This window comes from Aliiroseovarius crassostreae (assembly GCF_025137635.1).
Taxonomy (GTDB): domain Bacteria; phylum Pseudomonadota; class Alphaproteobacteria; order Rhodobacterales; family Rhodobacteraceae; genus Aliiroseovarius; species Aliiroseovarius crassostreae.
Map to the genome: position 1 here is coordinate 2,099,208 of NZ_CP080772.1, position 18,385 is coordinate 2,117,592.

21 protein-coding genes and 1 tRNA gene are annotated in these 18,385 nt (G+C 58.2%); 15 read left to right on the top strand and 7 right to left on the bottom strand.

The window, feature by feature from the left end:
• Window positions 1-75: 75 nt before the first annotated feature.
• Window positions 76-1,104, top strand: a complete 1,029-nt coding sequence (locus K3J57_RS10055) for an FAD:protein FMN transferase (RefSeq protein ID WP_259795668.1) — start codon at window positions 76-78, stop codon at window positions 1,102-1,104.
• A gap of 106 nt (window positions 1,105-1,210) precedes the next feature.
• The gene (gene nqrM / locus K3J57_RS10060) at window positions 1,211-1,459 is read left to right on the top strand and encodes a (Na+)-NQR maturation NqrM (protein WP_055189845.1); all 249 of its coding nucleotides are present in this window, start codon (window positions 1,211-1,213) and stop codon (window positions 1,457-1,459) included.
• A gap of 42 nt (window positions 1,460-1,501) precedes the next feature.
• Here nqrM and K3J57_RS10065 read toward each other — a convergent pair whose 3' ends face one another.
• Window positions 1,502-1,696 carry a hypothetical protein gene (locus tag K3J57_RS10065; RefSeq protein ID WP_055189847.1) on the bottom strand — a complete coding sequence of 65 codons (195 nt, stop codon included), beginning with the start codon at window positions 1,694-1,696 and terminating at the stop codon, window positions 1,502-1,504.
• A gap of 80 nt (window positions 1,697-1,776) precedes the next feature.
• Between K3J57_RS10065 and K3J57_RS10070 the strand changes: the two genes are divergently transcribed.
• Window positions 1,777-2,298, top strand: coding sequence for a CBS domain-containing protein (locus K3J57_RS10070; RefSeq protein WP_259791399.1), 522 nt, complete (start codon window positions 1,777-1,779; stop codon window positions 2,296-2,298).
• Between the two features lie 278 nt (window positions 2,299-2,576).
• Here K3J57_RS10070 and K3J57_RS10075 read toward each other — a convergent pair.
• Window positions 2,577-2,663: transfer RNA gene (locus tag K3J57_RS10075), tRNA-Leu, on the bottom strand.
• Window positions 2,664-2,834: 171 nt separating this feature from the next.
• On the opposite strand from K3J57_RS10075, the gene lipB reads away from it, so the two are divergent.
• The 4 genes from lipB to K3J57_RS10095 all read left to right on the top strand — a co-directional run bounded on the left by lipB (window position 2,835) and on the right by K3J57_RS10095 (window position 7,016).
• On the top strand, window positions 2,835-3,506 hold the full coding sequence (gene lipB, locus K3J57_RS10080; protein WP_259795669.1) for a lipoyl(octanoyl) transferase LipB: 672 nt from the start codon (window positions 2,835-2,837) through the stop codon (window positions 3,504-3,506).
• 460 nt (window positions 3,507-3,966) lie between these two features.
• Window positions 3,967-4,443 (top strand): c-type cytochrome, encoded by a 477-nt coding sequence (locus K3J57_RS10085; protein WP_259784216.1) that lies wholly within the window; start codon window positions 3,967-3,969, stop codon window positions 4,441-4,443.
• Window positions 4,444-4,646: 203 nt separating this feature from the next.
• On the top strand, window positions 4,647-6,320 hold the full coding sequence (locus K3J57_RS10090) for a cytochrome c oxidase subunit I (protein WP_173485674.1): 1,674 nt from the start codon (window positions 4,647-4,649) through the stop codon (window positions 6,318-6,320).
• Between the two features lie 192 nt (window positions 6,321-6,512).
• Entirely contained in the window at window positions 6,513-7,016 is a 504-nt protein-coding gene (locus K3J57_RS10095; RefSeq protein WP_259791407.1) for a DUF2244 domain-containing protein, read from the top strand.
• A gap of 48 nt (window positions 7,017-7,064) precedes the next feature.
• Here the strand turns inward: K3J57_RS10095 and K3J57_RS10100 are convergent, their stop codons facing one another.
• Window positions 7,065-7,523: a GatB/YqeY domain-containing protein gene (locus K3J57_RS10100; RefSeq protein ID WP_173485676.1), complete on the bottom strand. Its 459-nt coding sequence runs from the start codon at window positions 7,521-7,523 to the stop codon at window positions 7,065-7,067.
• Window positions 7,524-7,712: 189 nt separating this feature from the next.
• On the opposite strand from K3J57_RS10100, the gene carA reads away from it, so the two are divergent.
• Together carA and K3J57_RS10110 are read left to right on the top strand one after the other, a co-directional pair.
• Window positions 7,713-8,876 (top strand): glutamine-hydrolyzing carbamoyl-phosphate synthase small subunit, encoded by a 1,164-nt coding sequence (gene carA / locus K3J57_RS10105; RefSeq protein WP_259795671.1) that lies wholly within the window; start codon window positions 7,713-7,715, stop codon window positions 8,874-8,876.
• Between the two features lie 226 nt (window positions 8,877-9,102).
• The gene (locus K3J57_RS10110; protein WP_259795674.1) at window positions 9,103-10,986 is read left to right on the top strand and encodes a glycosyltransferase family 2 protein; all 1,884 of its coding nucleotides are present in this window, start codon (window positions 9,103-9,105) and stop codon (window positions 10,984-10,986) included.
• A 73-nt stretch (window positions 10,987-11,059) separates the two neighbouring features.
• Here the strand turns inward: K3J57_RS10110 and K3J57_RS10115 are convergent, their stop codons facing one another.
• Window positions 11,060-11,698, bottom strand: coding sequence for a GntR family transcriptional regulator (locus K3J57_RS10115; protein ID WP_375542841.1), 639 nt, complete (start codon window positions 11,696-11,698; stop codon window positions 11,060-11,062).
• Window positions 11,699-11,852: 154 nt separating this feature from the next.
• On the opposite strand from K3J57_RS10115, the gene K3J57_RS10120 reads away from it, so the two are divergent.
• The 4 genes from K3J57_RS10120 (at window position 11,853) to K3J57_RS10135 (ending at window position 14,750) form a co-directional block, all read left to right on the top strand.
• Window positions 11,853-12,500, top strand: a complete 648-nt coding sequence (locus K3J57_RS10120; protein WP_259791427.1) for a pyrimidine 5'-nucleotidase — start codon at window positions 11,853-11,855, stop codon at window positions 12,498-12,500.
• A 7-nt stretch (window positions 12,501-12,507) separates the two neighbouring features.
• Entirely contained in the window at window positions 12,508-13,707 is a 1,200-nt protein-coding gene (locus K3J57_RS10125) for an FAD-dependent monooxygenase (protein ID WP_259795678.1), read from the top strand.
• Between the two features lie 161 nt (window positions 13,708-13,868).
• Entirely contained in the window at window positions 13,869-14,069 is a 201-nt protein-coding gene (locus K3J57_RS10130; RefSeq protein WP_259795680.1) for a hypothetical protein, read from the top strand.
• Window positions 14,070-14,423: 354 nt separating this feature from the next.
• On the top strand, window positions 14,424-14,750 hold the full coding sequence (locus K3J57_RS10135) for an ArsR/SmtB family transcription factor (RefSeq protein ID WP_259791432.1): 327 nt from the start codon (window positions 14,424-14,426) through the stop codon (window positions 14,748-14,750).
• Here K3J57_RS10135 and K3J57_RS10140 read toward each other — a convergent pair.
• Window positions 14,747-15,202, bottom strand: coding sequence for an Lrp/AsnC family transcriptional regulator (locus K3J57_RS10140; protein ID WP_055189896.1), 456 nt, complete (start codon window positions 15,200-15,202; stop codon window positions 14,747-14,749). The genes K3J57_RS10135 and K3J57_RS10140 overlap by 4 nt on opposite strands.
• Window positions 15,199-15,654: an Lrp/AsnC family transcriptional regulator gene (locus K3J57_RS10145; protein WP_173485684.1), complete on the bottom strand. Its 456-nt coding sequence runs from the start codon at window positions 15,652-15,654 to the stop codon at window positions 15,199-15,201. The genes K3J57_RS10140 and K3J57_RS10145 overlap by 4 nt, the downstream gene beginning before the upstream one ends.
• Window positions 15,655-15,796: 142 nt before the next feature.
• On the opposite strand from K3J57_RS10145, the gene ilvC reads away from it, so the two are divergent.
• Complete coding sequence (gene ilvC / locus K3J57_RS10150; RefSeq protein WP_259774025.1) at window positions 15,797-16,819, top strand: ketol-acid reductoisomerase; 1,023 nt, start codon at window positions 15,797-15,799, stop codon at window positions 16,817-16,819.
• Window positions 16,820-16,891: 72 nt separating this feature from the next.
• Here the strand turns inward: ilvC and K3J57_RS10155 are convergent, their stop codons facing one another.
• Entirely contained in the window at window positions 16,892-17,341 is a 450-nt protein-coding gene (locus K3J57_RS10155) for an SRPBCC domain-containing protein (RefSeq protein WP_259784263.1), read from the bottom strand.
• A 105-nt stretch (window positions 17,342-17,446) separates the two neighbouring features.
• Between K3J57_RS10155 and K3J57_RS10160 the strand changes: the two genes are divergently transcribed.
• Complete coding sequence (locus K3J57_RS10160) at window positions 17,447-18,376, top strand: DMT family transporter (RefSeq protein WP_259791435.1); 930 nt, start codon at window positions 17,447-17,449, stop codon at window positions 18,374-18,376.
• The last annotated feature ends 9 nt before the right edge of the window (window positions 18,377-18,385 follow it).

The following is an 18,385-nucleotide window of genomic DNA, read 5'->3' on the forward strand; positions in this document are numbered from 1 at the left end:
TGAACCGCAATGTCGCACAAAAGCGCCTTGTTGTAGTGCAAAACGACCGATCCGTGACCGAAAAGGGGTTTCCACGTGCCTGACCTGACCAAATTCTCACGCCGCAGTTTCCTTCTGATGCCTCTGGCTTTTGCAGCCTGCAAACCATCGCAGGCCTTCTACAAGCTGACCGGCCTCACCATGGGCACGGTCTACAACGTGGTTGCCCATGATCCGGGGAACGGGGTGAACGAAGCTGACATTCAGATCGCCATCGACAGCGCCCTGGTCAAAGTGAACCAGCAGATGTCGAACTGGGATCCGAAATCCGAAATCTCGCGCTTCAATGCGCAGACCGGCACCGCTCCGGTCCAGGTCTCTGCCGATCTGTCAAATGTGATGCAGGCCGCAGAACAGGTGCATGTGGCCAGCGATGGTCGCTTCGACACCACAATCGGGCCGCTGATCGAGCTTTGGGGCTTTGGCGCTCCGGGGGCACAGGCCACGCCCGACATGACGCAGATTGCCGAGGCCCAGGCGCGTTCAGGTCACGCGAACACGCTGCAGGTTGGCACCAATGCGCTGCAGAAAACCCGCACTGACGCACAGGTTTATCTGGCGGCCATCGGCAAAGGCTATGGCGCTGACATGGTTGGCAAGTCGCTGGAAAAACTCGGCATTTCGGATTACATGGTGGAAATCGGCGGCGATCTTTACGCCTCGGGCCGCAATGAGGCCGGCCTGCCCTGGCAGATCGGGATCGAGAAACCCGCAGCCCTTTCGGGCGGGATGCAGGACGTGATCGGCGTTTCGGGTCTGGGCCTCGCATCCTCCGGCGATTACCGCAACTACTACGAAAAAGACGGTGTGCGTTATTCGCATGTGATCGACCCGAAAACCGGCCACCCGATCACCCACAAGACCGCCTCGGCCACGGTGCTGGCAGAAAACTCGATGCTGGCAGATGCCTGGGCCACGGCGATGCTGATCCTGGGCCGCGAGCGTGGTCTGGAAATCGCAGAAGCCCACAACCTCGCCGTGCTGTTCATCGACCGCGACGAAGCGGCAAGTGATCTGCGGTTCAAAACCTCGGCCAGCTCGCGTTTTACCGCGCTGACCGCCTGACAGTTTCGAGATCAAGCCGCGACCCGGCTTGATCTTCGCCTTGCCAGCCCCGATATGATATAGGGACACGCGGCAAGAACTGCCCGACAAAAAGAGGCGCACCGAGATGACCACCTTCTTCATGACTTTCGCCATTTTGCTGATTGTGATGCTGGGCATGGCGCTTGGGGTGATTCTCATGGGGCGCACGATCAAGGGAAGCTGTGGCGGGCTGAACGCGATCAGCGGCGCGGATCATTGTCTGGTCTGCAACAAGGAAATCGACCCGGACAGCCCCCTGCGGGACCGGCTGGAATGCCCGCGCAAGCGTGAGGCCCGCGAAAAGGCCGAACGGCTGGCTGCCGGTAAGGGCTGATACCCCTCCTGCCCTTCACAACATTCGCGACCAGCGACTGAGTTATCCCGCCGACAGCGGCACAAACGCCAGCACGGCCAGCGCACTTGCAGCCAGCCCCCCAAACACCCAAAGCTGCCAACGCGGCCCTTCTGCCTTCCACACCCGGCGATACTGATAGCCGCACAGGCAAGCCAGAACAAAGATGATCGTCGCCCAGAACGAGCTCAGCATCAGGCTATCTGTCGCAACTTCCATGTTTTTTCTCCGCTTTCCAATATTTGGGTTATGCTGAAACCATACGAGAATGACAATCCGTTCGGGAAGGAGAGGCCGCCATGCCGACATCTTACCAATCACCGATGCGCGGAGATGACAAAACTCCGCACACCCACAGTCAGGACACGCGCAGCATTCAGCGGGTCGAAAAATCCCACATCCACACAATTCTGGACCACAAAGGGCATGAGGTGATCACCACCTCGCCGACAGCCAGCATCAGTGACGTGGTCGCAATCCTGCGTGACAAACGCATAGGCGCCATCGTGGTGATCGATCCGGAAGGAGAGCTGGCCGGCATCCTGTCGGAACGTGACATCGTGCGGGCCCTTGCGGATCGCCCGGATCACACCCTGCCGGGACAGGTTCAGGAGCTGATGACGACGGATGTTCAGACCTGCAGCCCGGATGACAGCAGCGAATCCGTTCTGACGCGCATGACCGAGGGGCGGTTCCGGCATATGCCAGTGGTCGAGGGGGGGCAGCTGGTCGGATTGATCTCCATCGGCGACCTCATTCATCAAAAGCTGCTGGAACTCGAACACGAAGCCTTGCAACTGAAACAGCTGATTGTCGGGTAAGACCCTGATCCCCTGCTCTGCCCTGCGACAGCGGTATCGGATCGCTGCGATCCAGAACAGGGTCGCAAGGCCCGGGTCAGGATTGCATAGTCGAAGCCTTTGGGATCAACACCATCAGGCAAATCCGCTTGCCAATGAAAAAACGCACCGGATTGCACGGCGCCCCTGCCTGAAAACTTGGCATGAAAGAGTGAAGCCTCAAATCACATAGATTTCAGGATCTTACCTACTCTTCCAAAAAGAAATTCTTCTGGGGTGTATTTTCCGGGGGGGGTAAATGGTGCGGTCGAGAAGACTCGAACTTCCACTCCTGTTAAGGAACAGCGACCTCAACGCTGCGCGTCTACCAATTCCGCCACGACCGCACATCTAGGCTTGGTGAGGGGCGATATAGCGAAGGCTGAGGGGGATGTGAAGAGGAAAAGCGCCAGATCGGCAAAAAGATTTTCGCGCCCCCCGCCCTGCCTCCGAACGCCCTGTCAGGTCCGACATGCTGGCCTTTGACATTTCGTCTGTTCACTGCCAAATGAAACCCTATGAAAGCACCTGAAAACATGCCGCCCGTTACCTGGGAAACCGCCGAAACACTCGTTGACTATGAACAGGCCGTTGCCCGGATGGAGGCCCATGCCGACGCAATGGCCCGTGGTGAGGCCGGTGAGATGATCTGGCTGTTGGAGCATCCGCCCCTTTATACCGCGGGCACCTCGGCCGATCCGAAAGATCTGGTCGCGCCAGACCGGTTCCCGGTCTACCCGTCAAAGCGCGGCGGGCAGTATACCTATCATGGGCCGGGGCAGCGCGTGGCTTATGTGATGCTGGATGTGGGGGCACGGGGCCGCGATGTGCGCGCTTTTGTGGCTGCCCTTGAGGATTGGGTGATCAAGACACTGGCCGAATTCAACGTGACCGGAGAGAAACGTGATGGGCGCGTCGGCGTCTGGGTTGTGCGCGATGACAAACCGCTGACCGCCTTGGGCACCAAGCCCGAAGACAAGATTGCCGCGATCGGTGTGCGCCTTCGAAAATGGATCAGCTTTCACGGCATTTCGATCAATGTGGAGCCGGATCTGGAGCATTTCTCGGGCATCGTGCCCTGCGGAATCTCTGAACATGGGGTGACCAGCCTGGTGGATCTGGGCCTGCCGGTCACGATGGAGGATGTGGATGTGGCGCTGCGACGCTGCTTTGACGAGGTGTTTGGCTGACCCCAACCGCCGTTCCCCACAAGAGATTCGCCTGATCGCACGCTGGTGTCGCGAAACGGGCTGGTGTCACGACGCCGGGCGGCGGTTTTTTGCGTATATCCAACCGCCCCGGACACGCCATCTGATCACAATCCGATGATCGACAGGAGCGGAAATCACCTCTGGAAAGCGTCGTTATATGTGCCCTCTTTTTCCGGTCAGGAGGTGATATTCCGGTGTTTTCCCCGAAAACAGTGGTTTTCTCCGGCAATTTCAAGGGCATCCCGCCTGCCCTCACGCCCCCCGCAGCATTCCCCGCGCAAAATCGGAGAATTTCTTTCCATGTTAAGCACTTCTCTTTTGCAATCCGTTACAATCCGTCACAGCTCTGCCCCTTTCATTTCGCCCGATTTTGCGGCAAGGTCTGCGCGGAAATAATGTCACGTGCAGTAGCGTGGTTCTGTCAAACACGAGGACAAACATGAAAAAAGCTCTTACATCCGCCGCCCTTCTCTTCGCTCTGGCCGGTGCTGCCCAAGCCGAAGGTGATGCGGCCGCAGGCGAAAAAGACTTCAAGAAATGCAAAGCCTGTCACACCGTGGTCAGCCCGGAAGGCGACGTGATCTTCAAAGGTGGTAAAACCGGCCCGAACCTTTACGGGGTCGTGGGGCGTCAAATCGCCTCGGTTGAAGGGTTCAAATACGGCGCTTCAATCGCTGCTCTGGGGGAAACCGGCGCGGTCTGGACCGAAGACCTGCTGGCCGCCTACATTATGGACCCCAAAGGCTTCCTGAAAGAGCAGTTGGGGGATGGCAAAGCCAAGTCGAAAATGACCTTCAAGTGGAAAAAGCCGGAAAACATCATTGCTTACCTGGCAAGCGTGGCCCCGGCGATGGAAGCCCCGGCTGAAGAAGCTGCTGAAGAAGCGGCCGAGGGCGAATCGACCACCACCAACTAAGGCTGGCCCCTCAGGCGGGCGCTGTTTGGCGCCGCCAACCGCACAGAATATGCGTCCCGGCAGGCTAATCCCCTGTCGGGACGTTTTTTTTACCCTGCCGCCTGCATCACATTGTTGCGCGCAGCCCCCTTCCTATACTAAACACGTTAAAAAACAGACGGGATGACTCCCCCGTCAAAATCTAACCCGTAGGGAGGGTATCTATGGCGGACGCAGCCATTTCGAGCCATGACCACCACGATGATCGTGGGTTCTTTACCCGGTGGTTCATGTCCACCAACCACAAGGATATCGGCATCCTTTACCTGTTTCTGGCAGGTCTCACCGGCCTGATTTCGGTCAGCTTCACCGTTTACATGCGGATGGAACTGATGGAGCCGGGCGTTCAATACATGTGTATGGAAGGCGCGCGCTTCTTTGCCGATGCGTCCGCCGAATGTACCCCGAACGGGCACCTTTGGAACGTGATGATCACCTATCACGGCGTTCTGATGATGTTCTTTGTGGTGATCCCTGCCCTTTTCGGCGGATTTGGCAACTATTTCATGCCGTTGCAGATCGGCGCGCCGGATATGGCGTTCCCGCGGATGAACAACCTGTCGTTCTGGCTTTACGCGACCGGTGTGGCGCTTGGTGTGGCCTCGCTGCTCGCTCCGGGTGGCAATGACCAGCTGGGGTCTGGCGTGGGCTGGGTTCTGTACCCGCCGCTGTCGACCACCGAAGGCGGTTATTCGATGGATCTGGCCATTTTCGCGGTGCACGTCTCGGGTGCTTCGTCGATCCTTGGCGCAATCAACATCATCACCACCTTCCTCAATATGCGCGCGCCGGGCATGACGCTTTTCAAAGTGCCGCTGTTTGCATGGTCGGTATTTGTTACCGCCTGGCTGATCCTTCTGTCGCTGCCGGTTCTGGCGGGTGCCATCACCATGCTGCTCGTGGACCGCAACTTTGGCGGCACCTTCTTTGACCCGTCGGGCGGCGGTGACCCGATCCTTTACCAGCACATCCTGTGGTTCTTCGGTCACCCGGAAGTGTATATCGTGATCCTGCCCGGTTTCGGCCTGATCAGCCACGTCTTCGGCACCTTCGCCCGCAAACCGATCTTCGGCTATCTGCCGATGGTCTGGGCGCTGATTGCCATTGGTGTGATCGGGTTCGTGGTCTGGGCGCACCACATGTACACTGTCGGCATGTCGCTGACCCAGCAGAGCTACTTCATGCTGGCCACGATGGTGATCGCTGTGCCGACCGGCGTTAAGATCTTCTCGTGGATTGCGACCATGTGGGGTGGGTCGATCGAGTTCAAGACACCGATGCTGTTTGCTTTCGGCTTCCTGTTCCTGTTCACCATTGGCGGCGTGACCGGCGTGGTGCTGTCGCAGGCAGGTGTGGATCGTCTGTATCACGACACCTATTACGTGGTTGCCCACTTCCACTACACCATGTCGATGGGCGCGGCCTTCTGTATCTTTGCCGGTATCTATTACTGGATGGCAAAGATGTCGGGCCGTCAGTACCCGGAATGGGCTGGCAAGCTGCATTTCTGGCTGTTCTTCATCGGGGTGAACCTGACCTTCTTCCCGCAGCACTTTCTGGGTCGTCAGGGCATGCCGCGCCGCTATATCGACTATCCGGAGGCCTTCGCCTACTGGAACAAGATCAGCTCGATCGGCGCCATGATCTCATTCCTGTCGTTCCTGTTCTTCATCGGCATCGTGTTCTACACCCTGCTGGCGGGCCGTCGCGAAACGCGCCCGAACTACTGGAACGAATATGCGGATACGCTGGAATTCACCCTGCCCAGCCCGCCGCCGGAGCACACCTTTGAAATCCTGCCGAAGCAGGAAGAGTGGGATAAGGGCCACTCGCACTAAGGTGAGAAACAAGGGGAGGCCCGGGCAAGTCCCGGGCCTTTTCTTTTGGGCTGGGGAACAAGGGGGCGCTGCCCCCGTCCTTCGGACTCCCCCGGGATATTTCCCACCAGAAAATAAGGAGGGGGCGGGCTGTCTCCTGTCCTCGGTGAACATCGAAACACCTTCCAAGGGCATGAATGTCGAGGAGCACAAATGCCATATGAGTGGATAACGCCAAAGGGAGCGGGCGCTCCGCGTGCCGAGCTGCATCTCTGGCCTTACCGGTCACTGTCGCGGCGCGGGTTCGTCTGGGTGATCTCTGCCGTTTGTTTCGGGTTTGCGCTCCCGCTATTGGGGCTGCTGGGTCACCCCAGCCTATGGTTATTCCTGCCCATTTTGCTGGGCACGGTTGGTGGGCTTTGGTTCTTCATTGATCGCTCTTACCGGGACGGAGAGATTTTGGAGGAGCTGAAGATCTGGCCCGACCGGATCACCCTGACCCGCGACGGGCCACGTGGCGCCCATGCCGAATGGGAGGCCAACCCCTATTGGGTGACGATAGAGATGCACCCCAAGGCGGGGCCGGTAAAGAATTACATCACCTTGAAAGGCAATGAACGCGAGGTGGAAATTGGCGCGTTTTTGTCGGAGGGCGAACGGCCACAGCTCTACAAGGAACTGGTTCAGACCCTGAGGGATGTGAAGTCTGCGCAATAAAAAACCCCGCAGGACATGCGGGGTTTTCAAACGGTGCCGAACAGGTGCTCAGCCCAGCTTGTCTTTGACCATGGGGCCGACCCGACCGAAATCCATCTGGCCGGTGTATTTGGCCTTGAGTTCGCCCATCACCTTGCCCATGTCGCGGATGCTCTCGGCCCCCACGGCAGCAATGGCCGCAGCAACGGCAGCTTCGGTTTCCGCTGCATCCAATTGTTTTGGCAGGAAATCCTCGATGATTTCGATCTCGCCACGTTCTTTTTCAGCAAGCTCCAGCCGGCCGCCTTCTTCATAGGCGCGCGCGCTTTCCTGTCGCTGTTTTACCATCTTGCCGAGAATCGCCAGCACGTCAGCGTCCGAGGTCTGTCCCTCCTCGCCACCCCCACGCAGGGCAATATCACGATCTTTGATCGCAGCATTGATCAAACGCAGGGTCGACAGCCGCACGGCGTCTTTGTCTTTCATCGCCGTTTTCAGGGCGTCATTGATACGGGCACGCATGTCCATGTCCTTTGGTCCGTTGTTGGTCCGAAGTCTGAATGTATCGAAAACTGCATTTTCAGGCAACACCCAACATATTGCGTCAGGCCTTTGAAATAAGGGAAAATATGTTTTTCAAGACTCGGCATCTCCCCCTTGACCCATCCGGCTCCTCCCCTTAGGTTCGCGCCAATTTGGCCTGCCGGAGTCGAGAAAATGTCAGCTGCCCCCCAACCAGAAACCGCCACCCCCACCGCCTGTCTTGCCCTTGCCGATGGCACCATCTTTTACGGGATGGGCTTCGGGGCCACCGGCGTGACGACCGCCGAGCTGTGCTTCAACACCGCTATGACCGGGTATCAGGAAATCATGACCGACCCGTCTTATGCAGGCCAGGTTGTCACCTTTACCTTCCCGCATATCGGCAACACGGGCACCAATGTCGAAGATGACGAAACGGGCGATCCGGTTGCCGCTGGCATGGTGGTGAAGTGGGATCCCACCGATCCTTCGAACTGGCGCAACACTGAAGAGCTGACCCTGTGGCTGGAGAAACGTGGCCGCATTGGCATTGGTGGGGTGGATACCCGCCGCCTGACCCGCGCCATTCGTCAGCAGGGCGCACCGCATGTGGCCATCGCCCATGACCCCAACGGCACGTTTGACGTCGAAGCCCTTGTGGCCGAAGCGCGGGCTTTTTCGGGTCTTGAAGGGCTTGACCTGGCCAAGGATGTGACCTGTGCGCAAAGCTACAAATGGGACGAAATGCGTTGGGCCTGGCCGGACGGATTTCCCAAGCAGGAAAACCCGCGCCACAAGGTTGTGGCCCTCGACTTTGGCGCCAAACGCAACATTCTGCGCTGCCTTGCCTCAGCGGGCTGCGATGTGACCGTGCTGCCGGCAACCGCAACCGCCGAAGAGGTGCTAGCCCACAATCCCGACGGGGTCTTCCTGTCGAACGGTCCCGGCGACCCTGCTGCCACCGGCGAATATGCGGTGCCCATGATCCGCGAAATCCTGGAAACCGACTTGCCGGTTTTCGGAATTTGCCTTGGTCACCAGATGCTTGCACTGGCACTGGGCGCACAGACCATCAAGATGAACCACGGCCACCACGGTGCCAACCACCCGGTCAAGGAACATGAGACTGGCAAGGTAGAGATCACCTCGATGAACCACGGTTTTGCGGTGAACGCTGACACCCTGCCCGAAGGGGTTGTGGAAACCCATGTCTCCCTGTTTGACGGGTCAAATTGCGGCATCAAGATCGAAGGCCGCCCGGTCTTTTCGGTGCAGCACCACCCCGAGGCCAGCCCCGGCCCAATGGACAGCTATTATCTGTTTGAACGGTTCGCATCGGCGATGGATGACCGCAAATAAGCCCACCGTTAAGTAAACGGCCACGTTATAATTCCTAAAGCCCGCTCAGCAATGCGCGGGCTTTTTTGGTTAACCCCCGATCAACTCACCAATTATGGGTAAGGTTAACCGGGCGTTAATCATTTTCCACGCATGGTGACCGGATATAACTCCAAATCCGGTTCCCATGTCTGCAACACCGCTTCGCCTAATTCAGAACCATGACACATCGCCGCCCGCCCCGGCGATGACGGATGCTCAGCACCCGCAGCGCAAGCAATTGGGACAGGTTCTGCTGGATATGGGCGCGCTTTCGAAAGAAAACCTTGAGATCGCAACCGCCTTGCAGCGCACCCAGGATGTGCGGCTGGGCGATATTCTGTTGGCTCACGGCTTCGTGCGCCGGGTTGACCTCTATGCGGCACTTGCGCGCCAGTATGGGTGCGGTATCGCCGATCTGCACAGGCACCCCCCGGATGTGCGACTTATCGACGATCTCAGCGCAGATTTCTGCATTCGAAACCGCGTGGTGCCGTGGAAAAATGTTGGTGGTGGAACCGTCGTCATTTGTTCACGACCCGATGAATTTGAGGCCCTGCAAAAGGAGTTTCCCGCGCATTGGGGGCGCAGCTTTCTGGCCATTGCCCCGGAAGAGGACATCCTCGACAGCCTTGTGGCCATGCGCCATCGCGCCCTGACCCAGCGCGCCGAAACCCGCGTGGCCGGGCATGAAAGCTGCCGGGGATGGAACCCCCGCACCGTTATCCGCTATGCAGCCCTCCTTCTGGCCATCCTGTGTGGCCTTTTCTTTTATTCCACCCTTGTTGGATTTTCGGTTCTGGTGGGCTGGGCCGTGTTCACCCTGCTGATGAATTCGGCGCTGAAACTGACCGCCAGCATTTTGTACTGGCGACGACAGAAAATCCCGGTGGATGATTTTGCCAGATCGGCAGATCTGCCCGGGCCTCATCGCCTGCCGATGATTTCGATCATGGTGCCGCTTTACAAGGAACGCGAAATCGCCGGACGGTTGGTTAAACGCCTGGAACGGATCATCTATCCCCGCGAATTGTTGGAAATCTGCCTGGTTGTCGAAGAAGATGACACCCTGACACAGAACACGCTGGCACAGGCAGATCTGCCGCGTTGGATGCGTCAGGTCATCGTGCCGCGCGGCGTGGTGAAAACCAAACCACGCGCCCTGAACTTTGCGCTCGATTTCTGTCGCGGGTCCGTCATCGGCGTCTATGACGCCGAGGATGCCCCCGCCGCAGATCAATTGCTGAAAGTGGCCCAGCGGTTTTCAGATCGTGGTCCGGAAGTGGCCTGCCTGCAGGGAAAGCTGGATTTCTACAATGCCCGCACAAACTGGCTAAGTCGTTGTTTTACTGTAGAGTATGCGAGCTGGTGGCGATTGGTCCTGCCCGGGGTCGAGCAAATCGGCTTTGCCATTCCCCTGGGCGGGACAACGTTATTTTTCCGCAGACGCGCCCTGGAAGAACTGGGCGGGTGGGATGCCCATAACGTCACCGAAGACGCGGATCTGGGCGTGCGCCTCGCGCGTCATGGATATCGCACGGAACTGATTGATACTGTTACCGAAGAAGAGGCGAATTGCCGGGCCTGGCCCTGGATCAAACAACGCTCACGCTGGATCAAAGGGTATGCCATGACCTATGGGGTGCATATGCGCCATCCCGCGCGGCTCCTGTCTGATCTCGGGCTTTGGAAGTTCATTGGCTTTCAATTGATTTTTCTCGGATCGCTGTCCGGGGTGTTGCTGGCCCCCCTGCTCTGGACCTTCTGGGCCTTCCCGCTGGGCCTGCCCCACCCTTTGCGCGACGTGATGCCCGATACCCTTCTGGCTCTGCTGGGGATCAGTTTTGCGGCTGCGGAACTCTTGACCATCGCCATCGGCATTCAGGCCGTGAGCGGCCCCAAACACAAATGGTTGCGAGGTTGGGTGCCCACCCTGCATTTCTACTATCCGCTTGCATCCATTGCCGCATTGAAAGGTTTTATCGAGATCATCACCCACCCGTTTTACTGGGACAAGACCCAGCACGGGAAGTTTGACACGCCGGCCACAGCCACCATTTCAGAAAGTTCCGCAAAACCGGTTCGGGTTTGACCCGTGGCGGGACATTTCCAGCTGCACGACCAGGTTCAAAGCGGTGCTGCGCTTCAGGTTAGCCCTGCTCCCGTCATGCGCCGTCTTGCGCGGAATCCAATTTGAGTCGGGTTTCAAACGCCTTGGAAATATGGGTTTTCAGCGCAGCACGGGCGGCCTCTCGATCGCGGGCCTCTATTGCGGTCACAATCGCATCATGCTCAGCAATTGCCACTTCGCTGCGCCCCTCTGCCGCCAGAGACGTGGTGGCCAGCAGCGCCATGGTGCGATGCACGAGGTCAAGCTGTTGCACGAGATAGCGATTATGGGACGCGAGGTGCAGGCGCTTGTGGAACCGGCGATTGGAGCGTGCCAGAGCCGCCGGATCATCCAGACGCGCCCGATCTTCTTCAACCATTTCGCGCAACACGCGGATTTCTTCCGGTGCCGCATGCTGGGCGGCAAGTGATGCGGCCAGGCCCTCAAGCTCGGCCCGCACAACATAGAGTTCGGCAAGTTGGTTATGCGTGAGGGACGCGACAATCAGGCTGCGCCCATCACGGGTCAGAAGCGATTGTGTTTCAAGCCGTTGCAAGGCTTCGCGAATGGGGGTGCGGGATACGCCGAACCGATCGGCCAGTTCGCTTTCAACCAGCCGGTCGCCGGGTTTGTAAACCCCGACATCAATTGCCTCAAGGATCAGCTCGTAGGCATCTTTGTGCCCTGATTTCACGTCTGCCACCTGTTCCTCCCGGATCCATCTTCGCGCAAGTTATGCACAGCGAAGCGCCACAAAGCAAACCCCAAGCCGTCACATCTCGTCGCAGATGCGTCCTGATCGCGTTTCCCACCTTTCCCCCATCGGGCCGAGAGGATAGATTTACGCCATGGTAGCTGATCAGTTTGCGCATATCTCGGAGTGGGTGTTCGACCTCGACAACACGCTCTACCCCCCTTCGGTCCGGCTGTTTGACCAGATCGAGCAGCGGATGACGGATTGGGTCATGCGAGAGCTTGGCGTGTCCCGGGACAAGGCCAACCACCTACGGCAGACCTATTGGCGCGATCACGGAACAACCCTTGCGGGCCTGATGAGAGAGCATGATGTGGACCCGGCCCCCTATCTGACCGATGTGCATGATATCTCCTTCGACGCGCTGGAGCCGGACCCGGCGCTGACGGCCCGGATCAGGTCACTGCCCGGGCGGCGAATTGTCTATACCAACGGTTCAGCCCCTTACGCAGAACGGGTGCTTGAGGCGCGCGGGCTGTCCGGGCTGTTTGACGCAATCTATGGGGTGGAGCATGCGGATTTCCATCCAAAGCCGGACCGTGCCGCATTCGAGGCGGTGTTTGCGCGGGATGGGATCACACCTCGACAGGCGGCTATGTTCGAGGATGATCCCCGCAATCTGGCAGTGCCACATGACCTGGGAATGCGCACCGTGCATGTGGCGCCCGACGCAGTCCCCGCCCAGCATATCCACCATCACACCGATGATCTTGCGGGATTTCTATCCCACCTGACAAGTTGAGGCCCTTATGACCGATTACAACGTGGATCTTTTCATTTCCGGCGGGGGGATCGCCGGGCAGGTCACGGCCTGCGCCTTTGCCGCAGCCGGATTTTCAGTGCTGCTTGCGGATCCTTTTGTGCCGGTCACCACGGCAGATGAAGAAAAATCCGACCTGCGCTCCACCGCGTTTTTACAGCCGGCACGTGGACTGTTTGACCGGATCGGCCTGTGGGACGTGCTTGCGCCGCATGCCAAACCGCTGGACCAGCTGGCCGTGATCGACACGGTGGGGTGGCCTCCGGAAATTCGGGACCGCCGTGTGTTTCAGTCCGCGGATATGAGCAACGACCCTTTCGGATGGAACCTGATGAACTGGGTCGTGCGGCGCGAAATCTGGGGATATCTGCAGGATCAGCCTGATATCACCGCGCTTTATGGTCACGGGTTCAAATCAATCGTGAACCGTTCGGAGGAGGCGATTGTCACGCTGGACAATGGCGCGCGGGTGCGCGCCCGGATGGCGGTGGCGGCCGATGGCAAATTCTCTCCCCTACGAGAGGCGGCCGGGATCACTGTCAGCACCACACGTTATGGTCAGAAATCCCTCGCCTTCACGGTTACGCATGAGCTGCCACATGACAATATCTCAACCGAAATCTACAACGAGGGCGGTCCTTTCACGATTGTGCCATTGCCCGACATAGACGGGCGCAATGCCTCGGCCATTGTCTGGATGAACAAGGGGCCGCGTGCGGTCGAACTGATGCAGATGCCGGTGCGGGAGTTTGAAGAGGTGATGTTTCATCGCTCCACCGGACTGCTGGGGCGCATGCGGCTTGAGGGGAACCGCTCTGTCTGGCCAATCATTACACAGACCGCTGATCAATTGACTGCGGGGCGGGTTGCGGTGATCGCCGAAGCGGCACATGCATTGCCGCCGATCGGAGCTCAGGGGCTGAATACTTCGCTGAATGATGTCATCGCCCTGCTGGACCTGGCACAAGCCCGCCCGACGGGGCTGGGTGATTCCGCAATGATGGCGGCCTATGCCAAGGTGCGGAGCGCTGACATTGCCAGACGCGCCCGCGCCATTGACCTGTTCAACCGTGTCACCCGTTCTGGCGACGGGACCATGCAGGCGGTTCGCCTGATGGGCCTCAAGGCAGTGCACGATGTCGCTCCGATGCGAAAAACCGTTATGAGAGCGGGGCTTGGCCCGAGATAGAAGCCCAGTTTTCGACATCCCCCTGTCGAACCGTCCCCACGGAAGCACCGAAGGGCTGGCCACCAGCCATGCGACCATATGGCACAATTTGAAAATACAGCATTCCCTTTCGTGAACAGCTGCAGCATAAGGCGGCAAGCAAAATTCTAGGAGAAACGCACATGGCTGCCGAACTGCCCCCCGAACAAAAAGCTGCCGATGCCAAGGCAGAAAAAATGGCCTGGGGTATCTGCGCCCTGATCATTGTTGCGCTTGCAGGGGGTTTCCTGACCCTTGGCCTGCCCGGTGTGGGTCTGGTTGCGCTTGGGTTGGTTGCCGTGATCTATGTCCTGCTGATCATGATGGCTGGTGGCAAAGGCTGACCGACCGGAAATGGCATTAAGAAAGGCGCGCTCACCCGGCGCGTCTTTTTTTATTGCCCAAGGCCCCCTCAGGCCAGCATCACGTTATCTGCCCGCCTAACAACTAGAAAACTAGTTTTCTAGTTTTCTAGTTTTCTAGTTTTCTAGTTTTCTAGTTTTCTAGTTTTCTAGTTTTCTAGTTTTCTAGTTTTCTAGTTTTCTAGTTTTCTAGTTTTCTAGTTTTCTAGTTTTCTTCGAAATGCGCTTCCCTTCCGTCCAGTCAAGCAGTGTGGGCATGCTTCACCGCACATTAACCATTCACCTTCATGATGAAAGAACATTTCAAGAACGCACTCTGAACGACAAAGGTCTACCATGATCGACAGCACAAATGAGGATATTTCCGCCAGCCTGACCGCTCTCTCGCACCCGCGGCGCATGGCCATTTTCCGCCTGCTCGCCGCCCAGCCCAAAGCAGAAATGTCCTTTCAGACCCTTCAGGCCGCCACCAAAATCCGAACCACACCCCTGGTGCACCACCTGCGTGAGATGGAAAAAGCCTGGCTGCTTTCACGCCAGCGCAAGGGGCAGGAAACCTATTATTCACTCACCCCGGAAAGCCTCATGAGTTCGATGGACTGCCTGTTCGAAATTCTCAACATGAGGTATCGGCGGGCCACAGATCTTGGCGCGGCGGCCTAAAGAGGACCCGGTCTGCGCTCCTCAGACAAGAGCACATTGGCCTCAACATCCCCAACCCCGGGCAAGGTCATGATACGGCGACGCAAAACCCGTTCAAAATCGGCAAGGTCACGCGCCACGACGCGCAGGCGATAGTCATAAAGCCCAAGCACATGCTCAACCGTCTGCACTTCAGGAATAGCAGAAACGGCGCGTTCAAAATCTTCAAGGCTGACACGGCCTTTTGTGGCAAGTTTCACACCAAGAAACACCGCCACCCCAAATCCAAGCGCCTCTCGGTCAAGATCCAACCGCCGGCCAGCCAGCACTCCCTCTTCAGTCAGGCGCCTGATCCGCCGCCAGGTGGCGGGTTGCGACAGCCCCACCTCGCGCCCCAGCGCCCCAGCGGATTTCGTTGCATCCTCTTCCAAGGCCCGAAGAAGCGTACGGTCGATGTCATCAAGCTCCATCATAGCGGCAAACCGTCATCATTCTTGATCCGCGCCACATGCATCAGGGCTTCAATATCGGCAATATGCGGAAGGGCGAGGATCTGGTTGCGATAAATCGACTGATAATGTGGCATATCACGCGCAATCACAGAGAGGCGCACATCCACCCGGCCAAGGAATGTCTGGATCTCGATCACTTCGGAAATCGTGCGCGCCGCTTCGATGAAGTCATCAAATGCGCGCGGTTGGGTTTTGTCCAGCGTCACCCGCAGACTGACTTCTACCGCATACCCCAAAGCTTGCCAGTTGATCACCGCGCGCGGTCCACGCAGCACTTTGCGGTCGCGCAGACGCTCGATCCGCCGCGTGAGCCGGGCCGATGAAAGCCCCAGCCGGTCCGCAAGGTCCGGCGTTGACATCATTGGATCCGCCTGCATCTGTCGCAGAATGCGCCGATCAAGATCATCGAGCATGATTTTTCCATATTTTTCTATTTTTGCGCATGAACTATATCAATTATTCCAAAACTTCCAACCATTCTCATCTCGCATCCCGGATTGCACTGCCTATGATGCCCTCAAACACACACCGCAACACGAACCGCGAGGGAAAATCATGCGCGTTTATTACGATCGCGATTGCGACATCAACCTGATCAAAGACAAGAAAGTGGCCATTCTGGGCTACGGTTCGCAAGGCCACGCCCACGCGCTGAACCTGCGTGACTCGGGTGCCAAGAACCTTGTGGTTGCCCTGCGCGAAGGCTCGGCCTCGGCCAAGAAAGCACAGGCCGAAGGTCTGGAAGTCATGGGCATCGCCGAAGCCGCTGCCTGGTGTGACGTCATCATGTTCACCATGCCCGACGAACTGCAGGCTGAGACCTACAAGAAATACGTTCACGACAACATCAAACCGGGCGCAGCCATCGCGTTTGCCCACGGTCTGAACGTGCACTTTGGCCTGATTGAGCCGAAAGAAGGCGTTGACGTGATCATGATGGCGCCGAAAGGCCCGGGTCACACCGTGCGCGGCGAATATGTCAAAGGCGGCGGCGTGCCCTGCCTCGTGGCCGTTGACACCGACGCCACCGGCAAAGCGCTGGAAATCGGCCTGTCCTATTGCTCGGCCATCGGTGGTGGTCGCTCGGGCATTATTGAGACCAACTTCCGCGAAGAGTGCGAAACCGACCTGTTCGGCGAGCAGGCTGTTCTGTGCGGCGGCATCGTTGAGCTGATCCGTTGCGGTTTCGAGACCCTGGTTGAAGCTGGCTACGCTCCGGAAATGGCTTACTTCGAGTGTCTGCACGAAACCAAGCTGATCGTGGACCTGATCTATGAAGGCGGCATCGCCAACATGGATTACTCGATCTCGAACACTGCAGAATACGGCCAGTACGTCACCGGCCCGCGCATCCTGCCCTATGAGGCCACCAAGAAAGCCATGAAAGAATCGCTGGAAGACATCCAGACTGGTAAATTCGTGCGCGACTTCATGCTGGAAAACGCCGTTGGTCAGCCGACCATCAAAGCTGCCCGTCGCCACAATGACGAGCATCAGATCGAGGTTGTCGGCAAGAAGCTGCGCGACATGATGCCGTGGATCTCGGCTGGCAAGCTGGTTGACCAGGAAAAGAACTAAGACAGAGCGCGGGCTTTCCCCGCTTCTGTTGAAAGGCGTCCCAATTGGGGCGCCTTTTTTCATTCCCCACCGTTAGACCAGCTTCTCCATAAAACACTGGCCAAACACGTAATCCCAGCCGGGATCATACCCGGCATGTTGTGTTGACGCCTCATCGCCGAGGGCCTCCCATCCATCATGGATCAGCTCAATCTCGGTCTGGGTGGCCAGTTGGACAAACCGCAGCTGAACCCGAGTGGCCTGCCCCGGATCGCGGCCGGGATGCCAGGAAAATACGACTCTGGATGGCGCATCCCAATGCAGCACCCGCCCCCAAAGTGCCTCGTCCCCCTTTGGCAGGACCTCATATATCCGGCCCCCTTCCCGGGTTTCGAAATGCACCTCTTGCGGTAGGCCCCCCATATTTGCCGAGACGGAATGGGTCGCAACCGGCCACCAATTGCCAAGTCCGAGTGTAAAGAATTCAAACAGTTCTTCACGCGGCAGAGGGGAGCGGACAGTTTTGATGATCGGCGGCAACATGGCAGTCTCCTGCCCTATCTTACGCCATTTTTGCCCATTGGTCACTTACGCCCCGGCGGACGAATTCGCTTTTACAAGAAATACCAATATGCCAGATGTCGGAGCATGACACATCCTACCCGCCTCGACTGGTTCATCCTTGCCATACTTGGCCTGTTTTTTGGGGCAAGCTTCATGGGGGTTTCCGTCGCCCTTCAAGGGTTTGGCCCGCTCAGCATCGCAGCCTATCGCATCGCTCTGGGGGCGCTTTTGCTGGTTGTGTTCGCAAAAGCAAGCGGGCGACGCATGCCGGCCCTCTCTGCTCCAAATGGTATTGCTGTCTGGGCGGCGGCGATCGCGATGGGGGCCTTTTCCAACGCCATTCCGTTTTTCCTGCTGGGCTGGGCGCAGGCCTATGTCGCGTCAGGTTTTGCCGGGGTGTCGATGGCGGCCATGCCTCTGATCACCCTTATTCTGGCCCATTTCCTTGTGTCAGGAGAACGCATCACGCTGCGCCGCCTGATTGGCATCCTGATCGGGCTTGCCGGGGTCTTGGTCCTGATCGGCCCGTCTGCCTTTGAAAGCACGGGGCTGGCGCTGGAAAATACTGCCCGTCTTGTCTGCCTGGCAGCCGGGGCCTGTTACGCGATTGGCTCTATCGTCGCGCGCCTGTGCCCGGATGTGGATCGCCGCGCATTTGCGGCCACGGCCCTTGTGGCTGCGACCGTAATGATTGTGCCCGTAGCCCTGTGGCAAGAGGGGATACCGCGCGAATTGCCATCCGCCCTACCGGTGCTTTCCGTGATCCTTCTGGGGATCTTTCCAACGGCACTTGCCCAGATTTTTCTGGTGATCCTTGTGCGGCGGGCAGGCCCCACCTTTCTCAGCCTGGTCAACTACCAGGTGCCGCTCTGGGCCCTGTTCCTTGGGGCGGTCCTGTTGGGGGAGGCGCTGCCCTCCAGCCTGATCTGGGCAATGCTCCTGATCCTGATCGGTGTGGCGATAAGCCAACTCGGCGCCCTGACCCGCTTGTTTGCGCGCGAGACTGACACTTGAACATTTTCA

Excerpts from the sequence above, each read along its gene's own strand:
- nqrM (WP_055189845.1), top strand. The coding sequence starts at position 1,211 with ATGACCACCTTCTTCATGACTTTCGCCATTTTGCTGATTGTGATGCTG.
- K3J57_RS10065 (WP_055189847.1), bottom strand. The coding sequence starts at position 1,696 with ATGGAAGTTGCGACAGATAGCCTGATGCTGAGCTCGTTCTGGGCGACG.
- K3J57_RS10070 (WP_259791399.1), top strand. The coding sequence starts at position 1,777 with ATGCCGACATCTTACCAATCACCGATGCGCGGAGATGACAAAACTCCG.
- lipB (WP_259795669.1), top strand. The coding sequence starts at position 2,835 with ATGAAAGCACCTGAAAACATGCCGCCCGTTACCTGGGAAACCGCCGAA.
- K3J57_RS10085 (WP_259784216.1), top strand. The coding sequence starts at position 3,967 with ATGAAAAAAGCTCTTACATCCGCCGCCCTTCTCTTCGCTCTGGCCGGT.
- K3J57_RS10090 (WP_173485674.1), top strand. The coding sequence starts at position 4,647 with ATGGCGGACGCAGCCATTTCGAGCCATGACCACCACGATGATCGTGGG.
- K3J57_RS10095 (WP_259791407.1), top strand. The coding sequence starts at position 6,513 with ATGCCATATGAGTGGATAACGCCAAAGGGAGCGGGCGCTCCGCGTGCC.
- K3J57_RS10100 (WP_173485676.1), bottom strand. The coding sequence starts at position 7,523 with ATGGACATGCGTGCCCGTATCAATGACGCCCTGAAAACGGCGATGAAA.
- carA (WP_259795671.1), top strand. The coding sequence starts at position 7,713 with ATGTCAGCTGCCCCCCAACCAGAAACCGCCACCCCCACCGCCTGTCTT.
- K3J57_RS10110 (WP_259795674.1), top strand. The coding sequence starts at position 9,103 with ATGACGGATGCTCAGCACCCGCAGCGCAAGCAATTGGGACAGGTTCTG.
- K3J57_RS10120 (WP_259791427.1), top strand. The coding sequence starts at position 11,853 with ATGGTAGCTGATCAGTTTGCGCATATCTCGGAGTGGGTGTTCGACCTC.
- K3J57_RS10125 (WP_259795678.1), top strand. The coding sequence starts at position 12,508 with ATGACCGATTACAACGTGGATCTTTTCATTTCCGGCGGGGGGATCGCC.
- K3J57_RS10130 (WP_259795680.1), top strand. The coding sequence starts at position 13,869 with ATGGCTGCCGAACTGCCCCCCGAACAAAAAGCTGCCGATGCCAAGGCA.
- K3J57_RS10135 (WP_259791432.1), top strand. The coding sequence starts at position 14,424 with ATGATCGACAGCACAAATGAGGATATTTCCGCCAGCCTGACCGCTCTC.
- K3J57_RS10140 (WP_055189896.1), bottom strand. The coding sequence starts at position 15,202 with ATGATGGAGCTTGATGACATCGACCGTACGCTTCTTCGGGCCTTGGAA.
- K3J57_RS10145 (WP_173485684.1), bottom strand. The coding sequence starts at position 15,654 with ATGCTCGATGATCTTGATCGGCGCATTCTGCGACAGATGCAGGCGGAT.
- ilvC (WP_259774025.1), top strand. The coding sequence starts at position 15,797 with ATGCGCGTTTATTACGATCGCGATTGCGACATCAACCTGATCAAAGAC.
- K3J57_RS10155 (WP_259784263.1), bottom strand. The coding sequence starts at position 17,341 with ATGTTGCCGCCGATCATCAAAACTGTCCGCTCCCCTCTGCCGCGTGAA.
- K3J57_RS10160 (WP_259791435.1), top strand. The coding sequence starts at position 17,447 with ATGACACATCCTACCCGCCTCGACTGGTTCATCCTTGCCATACTTGGC.